At 41.0% G+C, this 17,741-nt stretch carries 14 protein-coding genes and 1 pseudogene; 13 read left to right on the top strand and 2 right to left on the bottom strand.

Features of this window, described 5'->3' with window-relative positions:
* The first annotated feature begins 18 nt into the window (after window positions 1-18).
* The 5 genes and pseudogenes from mreC to INF20_RS02415 form a co-directional block, all read left to right on the top strand.
* Window positions 19-837: a rod shape-determining protein MreC gene (gene mreC, locus INF20_RS02435; RefSeq protein ID WP_226384799.1), complete on the top strand. Its 819-nt coding sequence runs from the start codon at window positions 19-21 to the stop codon at window positions 835-837.
* Window positions 834-1,349, top strand: a complete 516-nt coding sequence (gene mreD / locus INF20_RS02430; RefSeq protein ID WP_226384798.1) for a rod shape-determining protein MreD — start codon at window positions 834-836, stop codon at window positions 1,347-1,349. Before mreC ends, mreD begins: the two co-directional genes overlap by 4 nt.
* Window positions 1,346-4,108 (top strand): penicillin-binding transpeptidase domain-containing protein, encoded by a 2,763-nt coding sequence (locus INF20_RS02425; RefSeq protein ID WP_226384797.1) that lies wholly within the window; start codon window positions 1,346-1,348, stop codon window positions 4,106-4,108. Before mreD ends, INF20_RS02425 begins: the two co-directional genes overlap by 4 nt.
* 11 nt (window positions 4,109-4,119) lie before the next feature.
* On the top strand, window positions 4,120-4,848 hold the full coding sequence (minD, locus tag INF20_RS02420; RefSeq protein ID WP_226384796.1) for a septum site-determining protein MinD: 729 nt from the start codon (window positions 4,120-4,122) through the stop codon (window positions 4,846-4,848).
* 297 nt (window positions 4,849-5,145) lie between these two features.
* Window positions 5,146-5,781 (top strand): annotated as a pseudogene (locus tag INF20_RS02415) (transposase); the annotation flags it as partial.
* Window positions 5,782-5,877: 96 nt separating this feature from the next.
* Here the strand turns inward: INF20_RS02415 and INF20_RS02410 are convergent.
* Both INF20_RS02410 and INF20_RS02405 read right to left on the bottom strand, forming a co-directional pair.
* A complete protein-coding gene (locus tag INF20_RS02410; protein ID WP_226384795.1) occupies window positions 5,878-6,417 on the bottom strand; it encodes a DJ-1 family glyoxalase III in 540 nt (179 codons plus the stop codon).
* Between the two features lie 45 nt (window positions 6,418-6,462).
* A complete protein-coding gene (locus INF20_RS02405) occupies window positions 6,463-7,575 on the bottom strand; it encodes an FtsW/RodA/SpoVE family cell cycle protein (protein ID WP_226384794.1) in 1,113 nt (370 codons plus the stop codon).
* A 182-nt stretch (window positions 7,576-7,757) separates the two neighbouring features.
* Here INF20_RS02405 and rny point away from each other — a divergent pair, with 182 nt between their 5' ends.
* The 8 genes from rny to prmA all read left to right on the top strand — a co-directional run bounded on the left by rny (window position 7,758) and on the right by prmA (window position 17,735).
* On the top strand, window positions 7,758-9,305 hold the full coding sequence (rny, locus tag INF20_RS02400) for a ribonuclease Y (protein ID WP_404812909.1): 1,548 nt from the start codon (window positions 7,758-7,760) through the stop codon (window positions 9,303-9,305).
* 79 nt (window positions 9,306-9,384) lie between these two features.
* Window positions 9,385-10,506, top strand: a complete 1,122-nt coding sequence (locus INF20_RS02395; protein ID WP_226384793.1) for a cysteine desulfurase family protein — start codon at window positions 9,385-9,387, stop codon at window positions 10,504-10,506.
* A 40-nt stretch (window positions 10,507-10,546) separates the two neighbouring features.
* Complete coding sequence (gene thiI / locus INF20_RS02390) at window positions 10,547-11,728, top strand: tRNA uracil 4-sulfurtransferase ThiI (protein ID WP_226384792.1); 1,182 nt, start codon at window positions 10,547-10,549, stop codon at window positions 11,726-11,728.
* A gap of 275 nt (window positions 11,729-12,003) precedes the next feature.
* Window positions 12,004-13,146: an acyl-CoA dehydrogenase gene (locus INF20_RS02385; protein ID WP_226384791.1), complete on the top strand. Its 1,143-nt coding sequence runs from the start codon at window positions 12,004-12,006 to the stop codon at window positions 13,144-13,146.
* A gap of 18 nt (window positions 13,147-13,164) precedes the next feature.
* Window positions 13,165-13,980 carry an electron transfer flavoprotein subunit beta/FixA family protein gene (locus INF20_RS02380; RefSeq protein ID WP_226384790.1) on the top strand — a complete coding sequence of 272 codons (816 nt, stop codon included), beginning with the start codon at window positions 13,165-13,167 and terminating at the stop codon, window positions 13,978-13,980.
* A gap of 21 nt (window positions 13,981-14,001) precedes the next feature.
* Window positions 14,002-15,282: an electron transfer flavoprotein subunit alpha gene (locus INF20_RS02375; protein WP_226384789.1), complete on the top strand. Its 1,281-nt coding sequence runs from the start codon at window positions 14,002-14,004 to the stop codon at window positions 15,280-15,282.
* Window positions 15,283-15,368: 86 nt separating this feature from the next.
* A complete protein-coding gene (locus tag INF20_RS02370) occupies window positions 15,369-16,793 on the top strand; it encodes a 4Fe-4S dicluster domain-containing protein (protein WP_226384788.1) in 1,425 nt (474 codons plus the stop codon).
* Window positions 16,794-17,735 (top strand): 50S ribosomal protein L11 methyltransferase, encoded by a 942-nt coding sequence (prmA, locus tag INF20_RS02365; RefSeq protein WP_226384787.1) that lies wholly within the window; start codon window positions 16,794-16,796, stop codon window positions 17,733-17,735. It begins immediately after the preceding gene.
* Window positions 17,736-17,741: the final 6 nt, after the last annotated feature.

Here is a 17,741-nt window from a genome sequence, read left to right as displayed (position 1 = left end):
AAGGACGAACTTTAACATATGAGATGGATAAGGGAACATAAAGTTTTTTCCGTCGTTGCTGCAATTGTTGTCGTACTGATACTTGTAATAGTCGGCTCCTTTGTCAGCGGGGGAGGTTCATCCGTCATCGGAGGCGGTGTCCAGAAGATTATCAATACCGTTGAAAAGCCTTTTGCCGCATTTGCCGGCGGAGTAAAGGATACTTTCAACGGTATCTTCAAATATAAGGACCTTCAGGAAGAAAATGAGCAACTGAAGGAGGAAAATAAGGAGCTTAAAGAAAGCAACAATAACCTTCAGATGCAGAGAAGTGAATATGAAGAATTACAGGATCTGGCAAAAGCCTTTGATTTTGAACCTTTTGGCGATGACAGTGATGCTGTGGCAGCCAATGTAATCGGCGTTGACAATTCCATGATATATAGAAATATCACAGTGGATGTCGGCGAAGATAAGGGGATAAAAGAAGGCGATGTTGTGGTTGATGGAAACGGTCTCGTAGGTGAAGTAACTGAAGTAAACGGAAATACTTCTAAAATTTCATCCATACTTGATACAGACCATAACATAAGCTTTATGGTTCAGAATAAGACAAGCGTACTTGGTGTTTTAAACGGGCAGGGCAAAAGCAAGCTTTCCGGATACCTCATTGACGATAACGCAAACATAGCAGAGGGTGATACTTTGGTAACCTCCGGCATGGGTCATTATCCGAAGGGTATCATTATAGGCAGGGTGTCAAAGGTTGAGTTTAACAGTGATACTCAGCTGAGAATTGTTGAAGTTAGGCCAACTGCAAACTTCAAATCTATGACGAAGGTGGCGATTTTCAAATGAAATGGTATACGGTGATTCCGGCATTTGTAATTGCTTTTATATTGCAGCCTACTTTATGCAACATCATTTCCATAAAGGGCATAGGTCCTAATCCGATTCTGTGCCTTCTTCTTGTGGGAGTGTTTTTATTTCCAAGGGAAAATAGATGCATAACCTGTGCGGTGGTGGCAGGATTGCTGCTAGATCTTACGGTTGGCAAATACACGGGGGTTTATGCTCTTACGCTACTTTTAACAGGGCTTATGACAGTGGGATATAAGCACTACTTTAACCTTGAAAGCAAGCTTTCAGTACTGCCACTGGCGGTGATTGGAACTGTTGTGTATTATGGAGTTTCAACGCTGATACTGCTTATAGGCGGCATGAGCATGAGCTTTGTAAGGATTTTGATTTCTCTGCCAGGACTTTTGGCATGGAATATTGTGATTATGTATGCAATGTATTTCATTATGATAAGGAAGGCGACAGCCAGACCTAGGAGGTCGAGATACGAAAGGTACGAAATCATATGAGATTTTTGAACAGATATTTTCCGACTATGCGACAAAAAGTAATAGGAATATTTATTCTTCTGGCAGTCGTGCTGATTGCCAGACTTTTCGTGCTTTCTGTCGTTCAGTCAGAAGAGTGGGATGATGCAGCCAATGCGCTGAGCATTAGGGGTATTTATACCCAGTCACCGAGGGGAAATATTTATGATAGAAACGGTAAGCTCCTTGCAGGAAACGAGCAGATATTCTCTGTGAGAATGAGTGCCGGTAATATGGATAATGGTGAGATAAACCAGGTTGCCACAGATCTTCTATCAATTTTTGATAAAAACGGAGATGAATATAATAATAACTTTCCTATAAAAATCAGCGACGGTAAGTTTTATTATACTTATGACGAGGAAATTAAAGACTGGCTCAAAAGCAATAATATCAGCACAGATGCAACGGCAGAGGAAGCCCTGTATGCACTTGCTGACAGGCTTGGCATAGAAAGCGAAGATAGATATGAAATCCAGTCTGAAATACAAAATACATACGGTATTTATCCGCCTATTTCCGTTAAGGATATGAAATATACCTATGAAACGGAAAAGGAAGAGTTTTTAGAGGGCTACGGCCTTGAGAAGGATGCAACCGCAAAGGAAGCTTTTAGCGATATCAGAGAAAGCTTTGAAATAGAAGAGAGCGTTTCAGATAGTCAGGCGCTGAAGATTATGGCCATTAGAACGGAAATAAATTCCATGGGATATAAAAAATATATGCCAGCCACCATCGCCAGCGATGTATCCGATGAAACCATAATGGAGGTTGAGGAAAACTCTTCAGATTTGCCGGGAGTGGATGTGGTTTCAGAATCAAGAAGATACTATCCTAATGGCGAGCTAGCTTCACATATTTTAGGATACATGGGTAAAATTTCCGAATCCGAAAAGGATGAATATGAAAGCAAAGGATATGAAGCCTCTGCAATGGTCGGTCAGCAGGGTATTGAAGGGGCTTATGAGTCTGTGCTTAAAGGACAGGACGGAACTCAGATAGTCAGAGTGGATGCCCACGGTGACTATGTGGAAACTCTTCAAGAGATAGAACCGGAAAAGGGCAAGGACGTATATCTGACTATCGATGCTGATTTGCAAAAGATAGCTGAAGATGCCCTTGAAAAAAATGTTAAGGCAGCGGCCAGCGGCGGAGTTTTTACCAGCGAATTTGGAAATATCAGTTTGGAGGCTTCTCCTAACGCTAAAACAGGAGCAGTTGTTGCCATAGATTTGGAAACAGGTGAGATACTTGCCATGGCAAGCTATCCTGATTTTGATCCTAATCTCTTTGCCAGCGGTATATCATCTGAGAATTGGGCAGATTTGCAAAGTGAAAATCCAAGGGATAGCTTAGCTGCGGCGCCTCTTTACAATATAGCAACCAGGAGTGCGATTCAGCCTGGTTCCACCTTTAAACCGATTACTGCCATTGCGGCCTTAGAAAGTGGCTTTGATGCAGATACTATGCTTCAGGATAAAGGCTATATTAGACTGGGAGACAGAACCTTCGGTTGTGTATCCTGGAACTTATACAGAGGCAATCACGGATATATAGACCTTTATAAGGCTATTCAGGTATCCTGTAACTATTATTTCTTTGACCTTATCACAAATGAGGACTGGGCCAATGGCGGTTCGCTGGGAATGGACAGCTCCATGGGTATAGAAAAGGTGATGGATTATGCTAAGCAGTTTGGACTTGGCGAGGCGACAGGTATAGAACTTTCTGAAACTGTTATATCGGTGCCTACAGAAGAAAAGAAGATACAGGGACTTCAGAATTCCTTAAGCAATGTGCTCTATGCAAATGCGGAAACATATTTTACAGAAGATGTTTATTCCAATGATAAGAGATTGGATAAGGATATAGAAACAATTGTGGGATGGCTTACTGAAGATAATATCACCTATAAGAAGATGAAAAACGACATGCTTCCTAAGGTGGGTATAAAGCAATCTCAATACGAGGATATAATCCAACTTGTTCTTTACGATTATTACAATCAGGCAGGCTGGTCCACAGCCGATGCCTTTATGCTTGCCATAGGACAGGGTGATAATGCCTATACACCGCTGCAGATTGCAAACTATGCGGCCACATTAGGTAATGGCGGTGTTAAAAATCAGGTTAACATCGTAAAGAGCGTAGAAGATGAGGGTACAACTCAGAAGGAAGAGGGCACTAAGGTTGATACTTCACAGGAAATCCTGGATACGGTGCTTGAAGGTATGCACAGGGTAACGACTGGTGAAGGTTCCGGTGTTACAAACCAGTACAGCTCATTCCCTTGGGAAGTCTGCGCAAAGACAGGTACAGCCCAGAAGGACGGATATATAAATCCTGAATCGGAAGTAGATTATATTAAAGAGCATTTAGAAAGCTTCGGAGATATGACATGGGATGAAGTGCAGGATGAAATGAAGCGACTTATGGAAGAATATCCTGATACATATACCACAGAGGATACTGCAGTAAGAAGAGCTGTTATAAACTTAAGCGGCGGTAAGCTTACTTCTGAGGATCTTAACAAATACAAGGACAAATATGATGAATTTGCATGGACAATGGCCATAGCTCCTAAGGATAATCCTAAGATTGCCGTTGCCTGCGTAATTCCTCAGGGAGTAACAGGCGGAAATGCTAACCCAGTGGTAAGGGAAATAATAGGTAAATATCTGCAGTCGATTTCTGAAGATTACAGTAAAGACGACTACAAGATAGTTAATGAATTTAATTAGAAAGGTCAGTTATGGGGAAAGTCATTTTAATAGCATCAGGTAAAGGAGGAACAGGTAAAACTCTCTTTGCCGCCAATATAGGCACGCTTTTGGCTTTGAGAAATAAAAACGTTGTTTTAATAGATATGGATTTGGGACTTCGTAATCTTGATTTGTATTTAGGCTTAGAAAATAAGGTGGTATACAATATCATGGATGTCCTTTCGGGAGTGTGCGGCATAAAAAAGGCGCTTATTAAAGATAAGAGGTTTGAAAGCCTATATCTGATGGCAGCTTCTCCATACAGAGACAACAGGGATATAACTCCTTTGCATATGCAGGTACTCTGTGAAAAGCTTAAGCAAGAGTTTGACTATATAATAATAGATGCTCCTGCAGGGGTAGGTGACGGACTTGAAATAGCAGCAGCGGCAGCGGATATAGCTGTTATTATCACAGAAGCGGAGTATGCATCTGTCAGGGATGCAGATGTGGTTGACGCCAAGCTAAGAGAAATCGGTGTCACAAATATCTGCTGTGTTGTAAATAAGGTTAATGCGGAGCTTATGGCCATGGGTGCCGTGCCAAGCATCACCGACATTACAGCAAAACTGCATATGAAGATGATAGGCTTTATCCAGTATGACGATAATGTGTATATAGCTACAAACAGAGGTGTCCCTATAGTATTTAAGCCGGGAACATATATTGAAAAAAACTTCAGTAATATCCTGGAGAGGATAATAGAGGAATTGGGATAATAATAGAATAGAAATTATACTCAGCTAATAATAATTAATAATGATTAAAATAAAAACGGTCGTTTGCCAATTTGAGGCGACCCCCAAAAGTTTGACTTTTTAGGCTTATAGGACAAAAAGAGTTGGTGAAAACCGCTATAACACTTGAAAATTCAATGTGTATAGCGGTTTTATCTTGTTTAAAACAAGATACACCCTGGACAAAAAAAGTTGGTAAAATCTGTGGCAACGGTTGAAATTTCAACACAAATTAAGGTTATATCTTCTTGTAAAACAATATGTTTTGGAGGAAGACATATGAAACAAGTTATTTGTCCTATTTGCGGTAGCGTTTGTATTAAATATGGAAAGAATAAATCTGGAACTCAAAGATGGTTTTGTAAGAGATGTAAAAGCATATGTACACCTAAGATTGATAATTCATCAAAGCAACTTAATATATTCTTGAAATGGTTATTTAGTAAGCAAACTCAAAGGGAAATGCCCGGCGAAGGTAGAACTTTTAGAAGGAAAACATCAATGTTTTGGGATATTTGGCCAATGCCTCCAATTGTTGAATCTAAAAAAGATGTACTCTATGTAGATGGAATTTATCTTGGTCGTAAAGCCTGTGTTTTAATATGTTGCGATGATAAACATGTTCTAGGATGGTATCTGTGTAGATATGAACATTCTCGGGCTTGGAAAGCTCTTTTATCTCGAATAGCAGAACCAAGAATAGTAGTATCAGACGGAGGAACAGGTCTTCCAAAAGCACTTAGACAGATATGGCCCCAAGCAGAACACCAGAGATGTACATTTCATGCCTTTTGTCAGATTAGACGGTACACAACAACAAAACCAAAGACTTCTGCAGGATTTGAACTTTACAATTTAGCAAAGGATCTATTGCATTTAAAAAACAAGGAAGAAGCAGAGGAATGGATGAACCGACCTCCCAACTGTTAGATATTTAGGTCTAACTTTTGGGGGTCGGTTCAGATAAGTTAAATGGTAAAGACCGTTTTATATTTTAAGTTTTAAATTATTTTATATATATACAAGCTCATCTGCTATGGCTTTTGAAATTTCAATGCCTTTAAGAACTTCTATGATTTTTAAAGCAAAATCCATGGCGCATCCTGGACCGCGTCCCGTAATTATATTATCAGACTGCACTGCACTTTCAGTTTTGGCAATAGCAGATCCAAGGTGATCTTCCATTCCAGGATATATAGTTGCAGGTCTGCCGTTAAGATATCCTTTCGCTCCAAGTATCATTGGTGCAGCACAAATTGCAGCAATATATTTACCTTCTTTATAAAAGTCATCAATATATGATGATAGGGTAGTGTTATTTTGCAAATTAAGAGTGCCAGGCATTCCGCCGGGGAGAACTATCATGGAACAATCATCCATGGAAGCCTCATTAATCAGCATATCAGAAGTAACCTTAATGCCGTGAGCTCCAGTTACGACCTTTTCGCCCACCGAAACCGTAGCTACGTCGATTTCTGCTCTACGGAGTAAATCTACACAGGTAAGGGCTTCTATTTCTTCAAATCCTTCTCCGAGATATACATATACCATCTTTATACCTCCTGTAATTTAATTTCGTAAGTAAATCAAATTGCTTCAGCGTATAAAGGCTACGCCTCTGTTGCTTATGGCAATATTGAGTATTATTCCAACGCAGATCATATTTGAAAGTATCGATGAGCCTCCGTAACTTATAAACGGAAGAGTGATACCGGTAACCGGCATAAATCCCATACACATGGCGATGTTTTCAAATATCTGTGCAGCAAACATTCCTAAAAATCCTATAACGACAAGTGAACCAAAACCGTCTTTAACATCAAAGGATAATTTTAGAAGAGATATGACAAACCATACAAGCAGGCCTATCAATATGGCACCACCGATAAATCCCAATTCTTCACATATTACAGAAAATATAAAGTCAGAATTTCTTACAGGTAAAAAATCTAAATCCTTTATTTCACCGTTAAAAAGACCTTTTCCGAACAATCCACCAGAACCTATGGCAACCTTTGACTGCCATACTTGGTAGTTGGCAGGTATGGATAAATCGTTAGGATAGAGAAATGCAGTAATTCTCTGCTGCTGATATGCATCTAATAATTTAAATAAAAACGGGATTGCGATTACAGCGACTAAAGCTATTTTACCGAAAAGCTTAAGGTCTATTCCGGCAAAAAGTATCATGGCAATAAATATTATTATAAATACCGCTGCGCTTCCGAAGTCATCCTTCAATACTATTAGAATGATAGGGGCGGCATAAAGCACTGCTTTAAAAAAGTCTTTAAGATGATTTAATTCATCCCTGTGCTTGTTGAGATATATTGCCATCAAAATTACGAAGGTTATCTTAACTATTTCCGATGGCTGAAATGTAGTTATACCTATGTTTATCCACGAACGGGCACCGTACTGCTCAACACCTATGACCGGTAAGTACGGAGTCAGCAAAAACAGCACTGAAAATATGTACAGAGGCTTCTGTATTTCTTCCAGTACTGAATAATTCATTCTCGATATTATAAATACAGCCGCAAACCCGAGAATATATGCGGCAGTCTGCACAATAACCGTTCTGGAAATCACTATGCCGTCATCATATGAGGTGGACAGCATCATAACTATACTTATGACCGCGAATACCACGGGCAGGATGTAGAGCGGCTTTGGTATATTCTTGAAAAGTCCTCTTATGTAGCCCATCCGTTTCCTTTCTTATTACAACCTTTGCGTCAGTCTATTCTTGACTTTTACTCATAATAGACATTATAATATCATAGTATGATTATATCAATAAATAATCATATATGTAATGCGATTTTGTTTATTTACAATCAAATATAATCAAAATTTGAGATACATCAAATTCAAGAAAGGGGGAATTAATGGCGATGAGCACAGGTATTGTGATAGTCGTTGCAGTTGTTGCCATAGCTGTGGGCATACTGGCAGGCTATCTTATAAGAAAAACCGTAGGCGAAAAGGCCATCGGCAGCGCCGAACAGAAAGCGAAAAATCTGATTTTGGACGCGGAACATGAGTCCGAAACAGTTAAAAAGGAAAAACTTCTGGAAGCCAAGGAAGAAGCGTTAAAGCTTAAAAATGAAGCCGAAAAGGAAATAAGAGAAAGAAGAAACGAAATTTCCAAAGCCGAAAACAGACTGGTGCAGAAGGAAGAAACCATAGACAGAAAACTTGAAAATATCGAAAGAAAAGAACAAAGCATTACAGATAAGGAAGAGGACCTGAATAAGAAGAAAAAAGAACTTGAGGTTCTGCACCAGAAGCAGGTGGAGGAACTTGAAAAGATTTCAGGTTATACAAAGGAGGAAGCTAAGGAAATCCTTCTGGCAAGCATTGAAAGCGACATAAAGGTCGAAGCTTCCATGCTTATAAAGGATATAGAATCTAGAGCCAAGGAAGAAGCCGATAAAAAGGCTAAAGAGATAATTACAGGAGCTATACAGAGATGTGCCGCAGATCATGTGGCAGAGAGCACCGTATCGGTTGTACCTCTTCCTAATGAAGAAATGAAGGGTAGAATCATAGGTAGAGAAGGTCGAAACATCAGAGCCATTGAAACGGCAACAGGAATTGAGCTTATCATCGATGATACTCCAGAGGCGGTTATACTTTCTGGTTTTGACCCTGTAAGAAGGGAAATTGCAAGACTTACCCTTGAAAAACTCATTGTTGACGGTCGTATTCATCCGGCAAGAATTGAGGAAATGGTGGCTAAGTCTGAAAAGGAAGTAAGAAATATAATAAAGGAAGCCGGAGAACAGGTTACTTTCGATCTGGGCATTCACAATCTGCATCCTGAACTGATTAAGCTTCTTGGAAGACTCAAGTACAGAACTTCCTACGGTCAGAATGTTCTTAAACACAGTGAAGAAGTTGCTCATCTGGCAGGTCTTATGGCTGGAGAACTCGGACTTGATGTTACACTGGCAAAGAGAGCTGGACTTCTCCATGATATAGGTAAGGCTCTTGACCATGAAAAAGAAGGCACCCATGTTGAAATCGGTATAGAGATACTTAAGAAGTACAAAGAGTCACAGGCCGTAATAGAAGCTATGAGATCTCACCACGGTGATTACGAGCCGACTTCCATGGAAGCAGTGCTTATAGCTGCAGCTGATGCTCTTTCTGCTGCAAGACCTGGAGCAAGAAGAGAAACTCTTGAAACATATATCAAGAGACTTGAAGCCCTTGAAGAAATTGCAAACAGCACTGAAGGTGTTGAAAAATCGTATGCTATTCAGGCTGGACGTGAAATCAGAATCGTGGCAAAACCTGATCAGGTCAAAGACGAGGAAATGCCTTATCTGGCCAGGGAAATCGCAAAGAAAATCGAAGCGGAACTTAACTATCCGGGACAGATTAAGGTTAATATCGTAAGAGAGACAAGAGCTGTGGACTACGCAAAATAGAAAACCAATACCGGAGAGAAATCTCCGGTATTATTAATTAAAAGCCGGTATTTAAAACGGCAGAACAAGGAGACAGATCATGAAAACCATATATCTGGATAACAGTGCCACCACAAGGCAGTATGATGAAGTCACCGATATCATGGTGAAAATGTTTAAAGAGGATTTTGGTAACCCTTCATCTATGCATGGACTTGGAGTAACTGCTGAAAAGGCAGTAAGGAAGGCAAGAAAACAGGTGGCAGACAAGCTGGGAGCCCTTGAGGAAGAGATATTTTTTACATCAGGAGGTACTGAAGCAGACAATACTGCCATTTTCGGAGCTGCACACGCAAGAAAAAGAAGAGGAAATAAGATTATAACAACTGCAGTTGAACATCCGGCAGTTTTAGAGGCTTTTAAAAGACTTGAGGAGGAAGGCTTTGAAGCAATATATCTTCCTGTGGACAGAGAGTGCCATGTAGATATGGAAGCCTACAAGCAGGCCTTAAGCGATGATGTCATATTCATTTCAGTTATGACAGTTAACAATGAAATTGGAACAATTCAGCCAATCAGAGAAATGTATGATATGAAGCCTGAGGGAGCCATATTCCATACTGATGCCGTACAGGCCTTCGGTAAGGTTGAAGTGCCACTTACGGATCTTATCAGTGTAAGCGGTCATAAAATTCACGGTCCTAAGGGCATTGGAGCTCTTTATATTAAGAAGGGAACTGTTATAGAACCGTTTATGGTAGGTGGAGGACAGGAAAAGCACATGAGATCTGGGACTGAAAATGTTCCTGGAATAGTAGGCTTTGGTCTTGCTGCCGAGCTTTGTGGAAAAGGTGATGTAAAGAGAGTTAAGGAACGCCTTAGAAACGGTATTCTTTCTGAAATAAAGGATATAAGAATCAACACTCCTGAGGAGGATAGCGCAGATTCAATACTCAATGTATCGTTTTTAGGTACAAGAAGCGAGGTTATACTTCACAGACTTGAGCAGGACGGTATATTTGTTTCCGCAGGTTCGGCTTGTTCTTCCAACAAGAAAGGCAGAAGTCATGTTCTTACATCTATGAAAATGAAGGACGAGGAAATAGATGGAGCAATCAGATTCAGCTTCAGTGAATTTAATACCGTTGAAGAAATGGATTTTGTAACGGACAGAGTAAAGAATGCTGTAGCAGAGTTTAGAAGATTGGGCAGCTTCCGATAAAAGATGCTAAAAGAAGTAAAAGAATACAGGAGGAAATAAATTGGCGGAAAAGATTTTTATCGTCAGATGCGGCGAAGCAGCTTTGAAGGGGCATAATAAGTCATACTTTGAAAAGATGCTTGTGGACCGCATAAAGAAACTTCTTAAAAGATTTGAAAAAACCACGGTTACAAGACAGGAAGGGCTTATATTTGTCAGAGCTGATGAAAGTATACCTTCAGATGAAATAATTAAGGAAATTTCAAAGGTATTTGGAGTGGCTTCCATAAGCCCTGCCGAGGAAACGGCTCCGAATATGGAAGACATATTTGATACGGCAGCTGAATATATGCAGAAACTTATAGATGAAAAGGGTGTTAAGACATTTAAGGTTGAAGCAAAAAGAGCTGACAAAAATTTCCCTGTAAAATCTCCTGATATCGCAAGACAGGTAGGTGGAGCAGTGCTTAAAAGATGCAAGGTGTTAAGTGTCGATGTTCACGATCCAGATGTGTATCTTTATGTAAATGTCAGAAGAGATAAGGCGTATATATATCAGCAAAAGATCAAGGGATTTGGAGGACTTCCTTTAGGGACCAACGGTAAAGGCTTGGTACTTCTTTCTGGAGGTATTGATTCTCCGGTTGCAGCATTTATGATGGCAAAAAGGGGAATGATGATAGAGGCATTACATTTTCATTCTTATCCTTATACAAGCCAGAGAGCTAGAGAAAAGGTTGAGGAACTGGCTGGCAAGTTGGCGATATATTGCAGCAGATTTAAGATGCATGTGGTTAATCTACTTCCTATACAGGAACAGATTGTACAAAACTGTCCCGAAGAGGAAACAACCATACTGGTGAGAAGATTTATGATGAAAATCGCCCAGGAGATTGCAATGAAAAACGGCTGCGGCATGCTTATCACAGGCGAAAGCCTGGGGCAGGTTGCAAGTCAGACATCCCATTCACTGATATGCACAGATGCAGCGGTGGATATCCCGGTTATGAGACCTCTTATAGCTTTGGATAAGGTTGATATTATGGAAATTGCAAAGGATATAGGCACATATGATATTTCCATTCAGCCATATGAGGATTGCTGCACGGTATTCTTGCCAAAGCATCCGGTGACAAAACCTAAGCTGGATAGAATACTTGCTTCCGAGTCATTACTGGATGTTGATAAGCTAGTCGAAGATGCTGTTGCATCAGTGGAAACTGTTGATATTTATCCTCGATAATGACGGGATTGTTGAAAAATTAACAATCCTGAAACACAAGTATGTATACATTAAATGGAAACTTTCCGAAAGGTTAAAATTCGGAGAGTTTTCTTTTTATTTTAAAACCTTTTGAAGCGTCTAAAAATCTCAAAAAATGCTTGCAATCCAGTGCGAAAAATGTTTTACTATTAGTGGGTATTGTTATAAAAATAACAACGCCTAGAATACTAACGTACCGGTTGGTAAAATTAAGTACCGTAAAATATTTATTAGAGAAAAGAGGAGGCATTCATATGAACTTTCAACTGACTAAAGAGCAGGAAGCAGTAAGGAAGATGGTTCGAGAGTTTGCTGAAGCTGAAGTTGAACCTATTGCAGCGGAAATCGATCAGGAACATCGATTCCCAGTGGAAAACGTTGAGAAAATGGGCAAATACGGCCTTATGGGAATTCCTTTCCCTAAAGAAGTAGGCGGTATGGGCGGAGATCATATCTCCTATGCCATCACAGTTGAGGAACTGTCCAGAGTATGCGCTTCTACAGGCGTTATATGTTCTGCACACACATCACTGTGCTGCTGGCCAATTTTCACATACGGAACAGACGAACAGAAGGCAAAATATCTTCCGGATCTTTTGAGCGGTAAGAAGCTCGGAGCCTTTGGTCTGACAGAACCTAATGCCGGAACAGACGCTTCCGGACAGCAGACAAGAGCTGAAGACATGGGAGATTATTGGCTGATAAACGGAGCCAAGGTATTTATCACAAACGGTGGATATGCCGATGTATTTGTGGTAATGGCCATGACTGATAAGTCAAAGGGTAACCATGGTATCAGCGCCTTTATCGTAGAAAAGACAGACGAAGGATTTTCTATCGGTAAGACTGAAGACAAGATGGGTATTTGTGCATCTTCAACAACAGAACTGATATTCCAGAACTGCAAGATACCTAAGGACAGACTGCTGGGCAACATTGGAGAAGGATTTAAGGTTGCCATGTCCACACTGGATGGCGGCAGAATCGGTATCGCATCACAGGCACTGGGTATTGCTCAGGGCGCTCTGGATGTAACAGTTGAGTATATGAAAGCCCGTAAACAGTTTGGAAAGAAACTTTCTCAGTTCCAGGCTTTACAGTTTGAAATCGCTGAAATGGCTACACGTATCGAGGCGGCAAGACTTCTCGTTTATGAGGCTGCCGATATGAAGGACAGACACCTTCCATACGGTAAGAATGCAGCGATGGCTAAGCTGTTCGCGGCTGAGACCGCGATGTATGTAACCACTAAAGCCGTACAGCTTCACGGTGGATATGGTTACACAAAAGACTATCCTGTGGAAAGAATGATGAGAGACGCGAAGATCACCGAGATTTACGAGGGAACTTCGGAAGTTCAGAAAATGGTAATTTCCGCAGCGGTAATTGGCAAATAGTATTAAGGAGGAATTAAAATGGCATTTAATATTTTAGTATGTGCGAAGCAGGTTCCTGATACAAATGTTATCAAAATCAATCCTAAAACAGGCACATTGATCAGGGAAGGTGTTCCAAGCATCCTGAACAACGACGATGCGAACGCTCTTGAAGAAGCACTGAAAATCAAGGATGAATTTGATGACGTTCATGTAACAGTAGTTTCCATGGGACCTCCTCAGGCTCAGGACATGCTGATGGAATGTATCGCAATGGGCGCTGATGAAAGCATACTGATCAGTGACAGAGCTGTCGGCGGTTCCGATACTCAGGCTACATCTAATGCTCTTGTTGCTACTATCAAGAAAGCAGAAGAAAAAATGGGCAAGAAGTTTGACCTGGTATTCGCAGGCAGACAGGCCATCGACGGAGATACAGCTCAGGTTGGTCCTCAGATCGCTGAAAAGCTTGATCTTCCTCAGGTTACTTACGTTGAAGAATGTACTCTGAGCGCAGACAAGAGCGAAGTAACAGTTAAGAGAAACATGGAAGACGGTTACGAAATCATCAAGGTTAAACTGCCGTGCATGCTGACTGCTATTAAGGAACTCAACACTCCAAGATATATGACTATTGAAGGTATCTTCTCCGCAAAGGAAAAACCTATGCATGTATGGAGCGCAGCGGATGTAGAAGTTGATCTGGATACAGTAGGTCTGGAAGCTTCTCCTACAAACGTATTCCGTTCGTTCACACCTGCTCCTAAGGGAAAAGGTGAGATCCTGACAGGAAACAGTGACAAAGAAGTTGTTGAAAAACTTCTTATCGGCCTTAAAGGAAAGCATGTAATTTAGTTAAGGGAGGAGTAAGTTAAAATGGCAATTAATGTAATCAAAGATAAATGTAAAGGTTGCGGGATTTGCGTTAAAGCTTGTCCTTTCAGCGCGATCACAATGAAAGACAAGGTAGCTGAAATCGGCAGCGCTTGTACTGCCTGCGGTGTCTGCGTAAGCAAATGTCCGTTCGAAGCTATCGAAAAGACTGAAGATGAAGATGTTGTTGATCTGAGCGCATACAAAGATATTTGGGTATTCGCAGAACAGAGAGACGGCAAACTGATGAACGTTGCTCTGGAACTTATCGGAGAAGGTAAGAGACTGGCTAAGGAAATCAGCGATGAAACTAAGCTTTGTGCAGTAGTAGTTGGTGATGGTGTTGCTCACCTGGCTGACGAATGCTATGCATACGGCGCTGATGAAGTAATCCTGATCCAGGATCCACTGCTGAAGAACTACACAACTGATGGATATGCAAAGGTAATAACTGACGCTATCAACGAGTTCAAGCCAGAAATCGTTCTTTACGGAGCTACTCACATCGGTAGAGACCTTGCTCCAAGAATCGCAGCAAGATGCAACACAGGTCTGACAGCTGACTGTACAAGACTTGACGTAAGAGTATCAAGCTACATTGAATACGCAAAGAAGAACACAACTCTTGATACATCCACACTGGATCCTAACGATCCAAGCACTGGAATCAAGCAGACTCGTCCAGCATTCGGTGGTAACCTGATGGCTACAATCATCTGCCCTAAGACTAGACCGCAGATGTCCACAGTAAGACCTGGCGTAATGCAGAAGAGAGAACCTGTTGAAGGAGCAAAGGGTGAACTGGTTGAATACAAGCCAACAATCGCAGCTTCCGACATCAGAACTGAAATCGTTGAAATCGTTAAGTCCACTAAGGAACTGGTATCTCTTACTGATGCAGAAATCATCTGCTCCGGTGGTAGAGGTCTTGGTAACGAAGACGGATTTAAGCTCATCAAGGAATTCGCTGACAAGGTTGGCGGTGTAGTTGGTGCTTCCAGAGCGGCAGTAGACGCTGGTTGGATTGATCATTCTCACCAGGTAGGTCAGACTGGTACTACAGTTAAGCCTAAAATCTACTTCGCATGCGGTATCTCCGGTGCTATCCAGCATCTGGCAGGTATGCAGACATCTGACTTCATTGTTGCAATCAACAAGGATGCAGATGCTCCTATCTTCGAAGTTGCTGACTTTGGTATCGTAGGAGACCTTTACAAGATCGTTCCACTGATCATCGAAATGTGGGATGATGCTGAAGCTCTGTACGACGCTTCTACAAAATAAGTTAATTAAACACTGATATTCTTTTAAGGGGCGCAGATGGATATTTGTGCCCCCTTTTAAGGAGTATAACAAGGGGTATCGATTTAATGAGAAATTTTGATTCAAATGTTCAGGTTATGAAATACAAGGTTCTGAGGGAAGTTGCAAGACATTCCTGGGCCGGCGAAGAAATTTTTTCCGTATTTGATGATATCGCCGCAAAGATTGTAAAGAAAGGCGAGCCGTCTACCAGCTGCTGTATATATAAGGACAGAGCTAAGGTTGCTGAAAGAATTAAAATAGCTTTAGGCGGAAATAAAAACAATCCGAATATTATTGAAGTAATAGATATAGTATGTGATGAATGTCCGGAAGCAGGACATGTGGTAACAGACCTTTGCAGAGGCTGTCTTGCTCATAAGTGTGCCGCTGCCTGCAGAGTTAATGCTATAACTTTTGGTCCTGATAACAGGGCAAAGATTGATAAGACAAAATGTGTTGAATGCGGTAAGTGTGCTGAAGCATGTCCGTATTCTGCTATAAACAACTTTAAAAGACCATGTGAAAAGGCATGTAAGGCTGATGCAATTCACATGTCTGAAACAGGAGAAGCCGAAATCAACAACGATAAATGTACTTCCTGCGGAGCTTGTATGACACAGTGTCCGTTCGGTGCAACAGTTGATAAGTCATATATAACTGAAGTAATCAAACTGATAAAAGAAAGCGAAAACAATACTAAGTACAAGGTTAATGCAATAATCGCACCTGCCTTTGCATCACAGTTTGAAGATGTAAGTCTTGGACAGGTTGTTACGGCAATTAAAGAACTTGGATTTTATAATGTATATGAAGCTGCTCAGGGCGCCGATGTGGTTGCGTATAAGGAAGCTCAGGAACTGGAAGAAAAGGGATTCCTTACTACTTCCTGCTGTCCGGCATTTGTAAGATATGTCAAGATAAATTATCCTGAAATAGCTCCAAACATTTCAAGCAACCTTTCACCTATGGCTCAGTTAGGTCTGATTCTTAAGGAAAAGGATCCTGAATGCGTAAATGTATTTATCGGACCATGTACAGCTAAAAAGGCTGAAATAAGACAGGATACTGTAAAGGATTATATAGATAGTGCTCTTACATTTGAAGAGCTTATCGCCCTTATAGATAGCAGGGATATTGAACTTGAAAGTCTTCCTGAAGATGAACTGGACGATGCTACAGGATTTGGTCGTCAGTTTGCAAGATCAGGCGGTGTTGCAGAGGCAGTATGTGAAGCACTGAAGGAACAGGGTTCTGATTTCCAAGCTGATCCTATTGCTTGCGAAGGTCTTGATAAGTGTAAGATGACACTTCTTAGAGCTTCTAAGAATGTTCTTAAAAATAACCTTATTGAAGGTATGGCATGTAGCGGCGGATGTATAGGCGGAGCTGGCTGCTTGACTCACTCTGATAAGTACAGAGTTGTAATCGATGAACACGCTAAGGAAGCAACTCATAAGGAAATTAAGGAAATAGTCGAGGAGATTTGCTAAATGAGATATCTTCAGACGCAGATATATACAACGGATACAGGCATTGAGGAGCTTACAGGGCTCCTCATGCGTTTTAATATAGACCAGACAGTGGTTGAAAGTCCTGAAACGGCCCATGAAATACTCGATAAAAAGCACGATTACGAATGGGATTATGTGGATGAGGATTTTATAGATGACAATGCAGAGCCTAAAATAACCTTTTATCTTTCCGATGATGAGGATGGCAGAAAGCTGTTAAATATGGTTAAGGAAGCTGTCACTCATATGGAAAAAGAGGATGGAGAAAGAGTTTTAGGACGCCTGGAAATAGAAACGACAGTGGTAGATGACGGTCAGTGGAAGGATTCATATAAGGAGCACTTTAAGACCATTGATCTTACTGATAACATCATTGTTAAGCCTTCTTGGGAGCCTGTTCCTGAAAATAATACTAAGAAAATCCTTGAGTTGGATCCGGGAATGGCCTTTGGTACCGGCGACCACGCTACAACCTCTATGTGTGCCGTTCTTATGGATGAAGCAGGATGTGAGGGTAAAAAGGTACTTGATATAGGCACAGGATCTGGCATTCTGGCTATTGCCGCAGATCTTTTGGGAGCTTCTGATATATTGGGAGTTGATATAGATCCGTCAGCAGTGGAGGTTGCCATTGAGAATGCCGAGGCTAACGAATGTGGCGACAATGTCAGATTTATAGAAGGGGATTTGACAAAGGGTATAGATTTTCGTGCGGATATTGTAGTGGCAAATCTTATGGCTGAAATGGTAGTAATGCTTATATCTTCAGTCAGAGAACATATGCTGCCTGAGGGAGTATTTATTTCATCGGGAATACTGGTGGAAAAGAAGGATATGGTTATTAAAGCTCTAGATAAGGCTGGATTTGAAACCGTTAAAGTCATGAAAAAAGGAGAATGGTGTGCCATTTTAGCACGATAGGGAAAC

Source organism: Gallibacter intestinalis, assembly GCF_014982745.1.
Classification (GTDB): domain Bacteria; phylum Bacillota; class Clostridia; order Peptostreptococcales; family Anaerovoracaceae; genus Gallibacter; species Gallibacter intestinalis.
This window is presented reverse-complemented; position numbering and strand designations above follow the sequence as displayed.

What these genes read in the sequence shown, in the direction of transcription:
- minD (WP_226384796.1), top strand. Translation starts at nt 4,120, where the DNA reads ATGGGGAAAGTCATTTTAATAGCATCAGGTAAAGGAGGAACAGGTAAA.
- mreC (WP_226384799.1), top strand. Translation starts at nt 19, where the DNA reads ATGAGATGGATAAGGGAACATAAAGTTTTTTCCGTCGTTGCTGCAATT.
- prmA (WP_226384787.1), top strand. Translation starts at nt 16,794, where the DNA reads ATGAGATATCTTCAGACGCAGATATATACAACGGATACAGGCATTGAG.
- INF20_RS02385 (WP_226384791.1), top strand. Translation starts at nt 12,004, where the DNA reads ATGAACTTTCAACTGACTAAAGAGCAGGAAGCAGTAAGGAAGATGGTT.
- rny (WP_404812909.1), top strand. Translation starts at nt 7,758, where the DNA reads ATGGCGATGAGCACAGGTATTGTGATAGTCGTTGCAGTTGTTGCCATA.
- INF20_RS02410 (WP_226384795.1), bottom strand. Translation starts at nt 6,417, where the DNA reads ATGGTATATGTATATCTCGGAGAAGGATTTGAAGAAATAGAAGCCCTT.
- INF20_RS02375 (WP_226384789.1), top strand. Translation starts at nt 14,002, where the DNA reads ATGGCAATTAATGTAATCAAAGATAAATGTAAAGGTTGCGGGATTTGC.
- INF20_RS02380 (WP_226384790.1), top strand. Translation starts at nt 13,165, where the DNA reads ATGGCATTTAATATTTTAGTATGTGCGAAGCAGGTTCCTGATACAAAT.
- mreD (WP_226384798.1), top strand. Translation starts at nt 834, where the DNA reads ATGAAATGGTATACGGTGATTCCGGCATTTGTAATTGCTTTTATATTG.
- INF20_RS02370 (WP_226384788.1), top strand. Translation starts at nt 15,369, where the DNA reads ATGAGAAATTTTGATTCAAATGTTCAGGTTATGAAATACAAGGTTCTG.
- INF20_RS02405 (WP_226384794.1), bottom strand. Translation starts at nt 7,575, where the DNA reads ATGGGCTACATAAGAGGACTTTTCAAGAATATACCAAAGCCGCTCTAC.
- INF20_RS02395 (WP_226384793.1), top strand. Translation starts at nt 9,385, where the DNA reads ATGAAAACCATATATCTGGATAACAGTGCCACCACAAGGCAGTATGAT.
- INF20_RS02425 (WP_226384797.1), top strand. Translation starts at nt 1,346, where the DNA reads ATGAGATTTTTGAACAGATATTTTCCGACTATGCGACAAAAAGTAATA.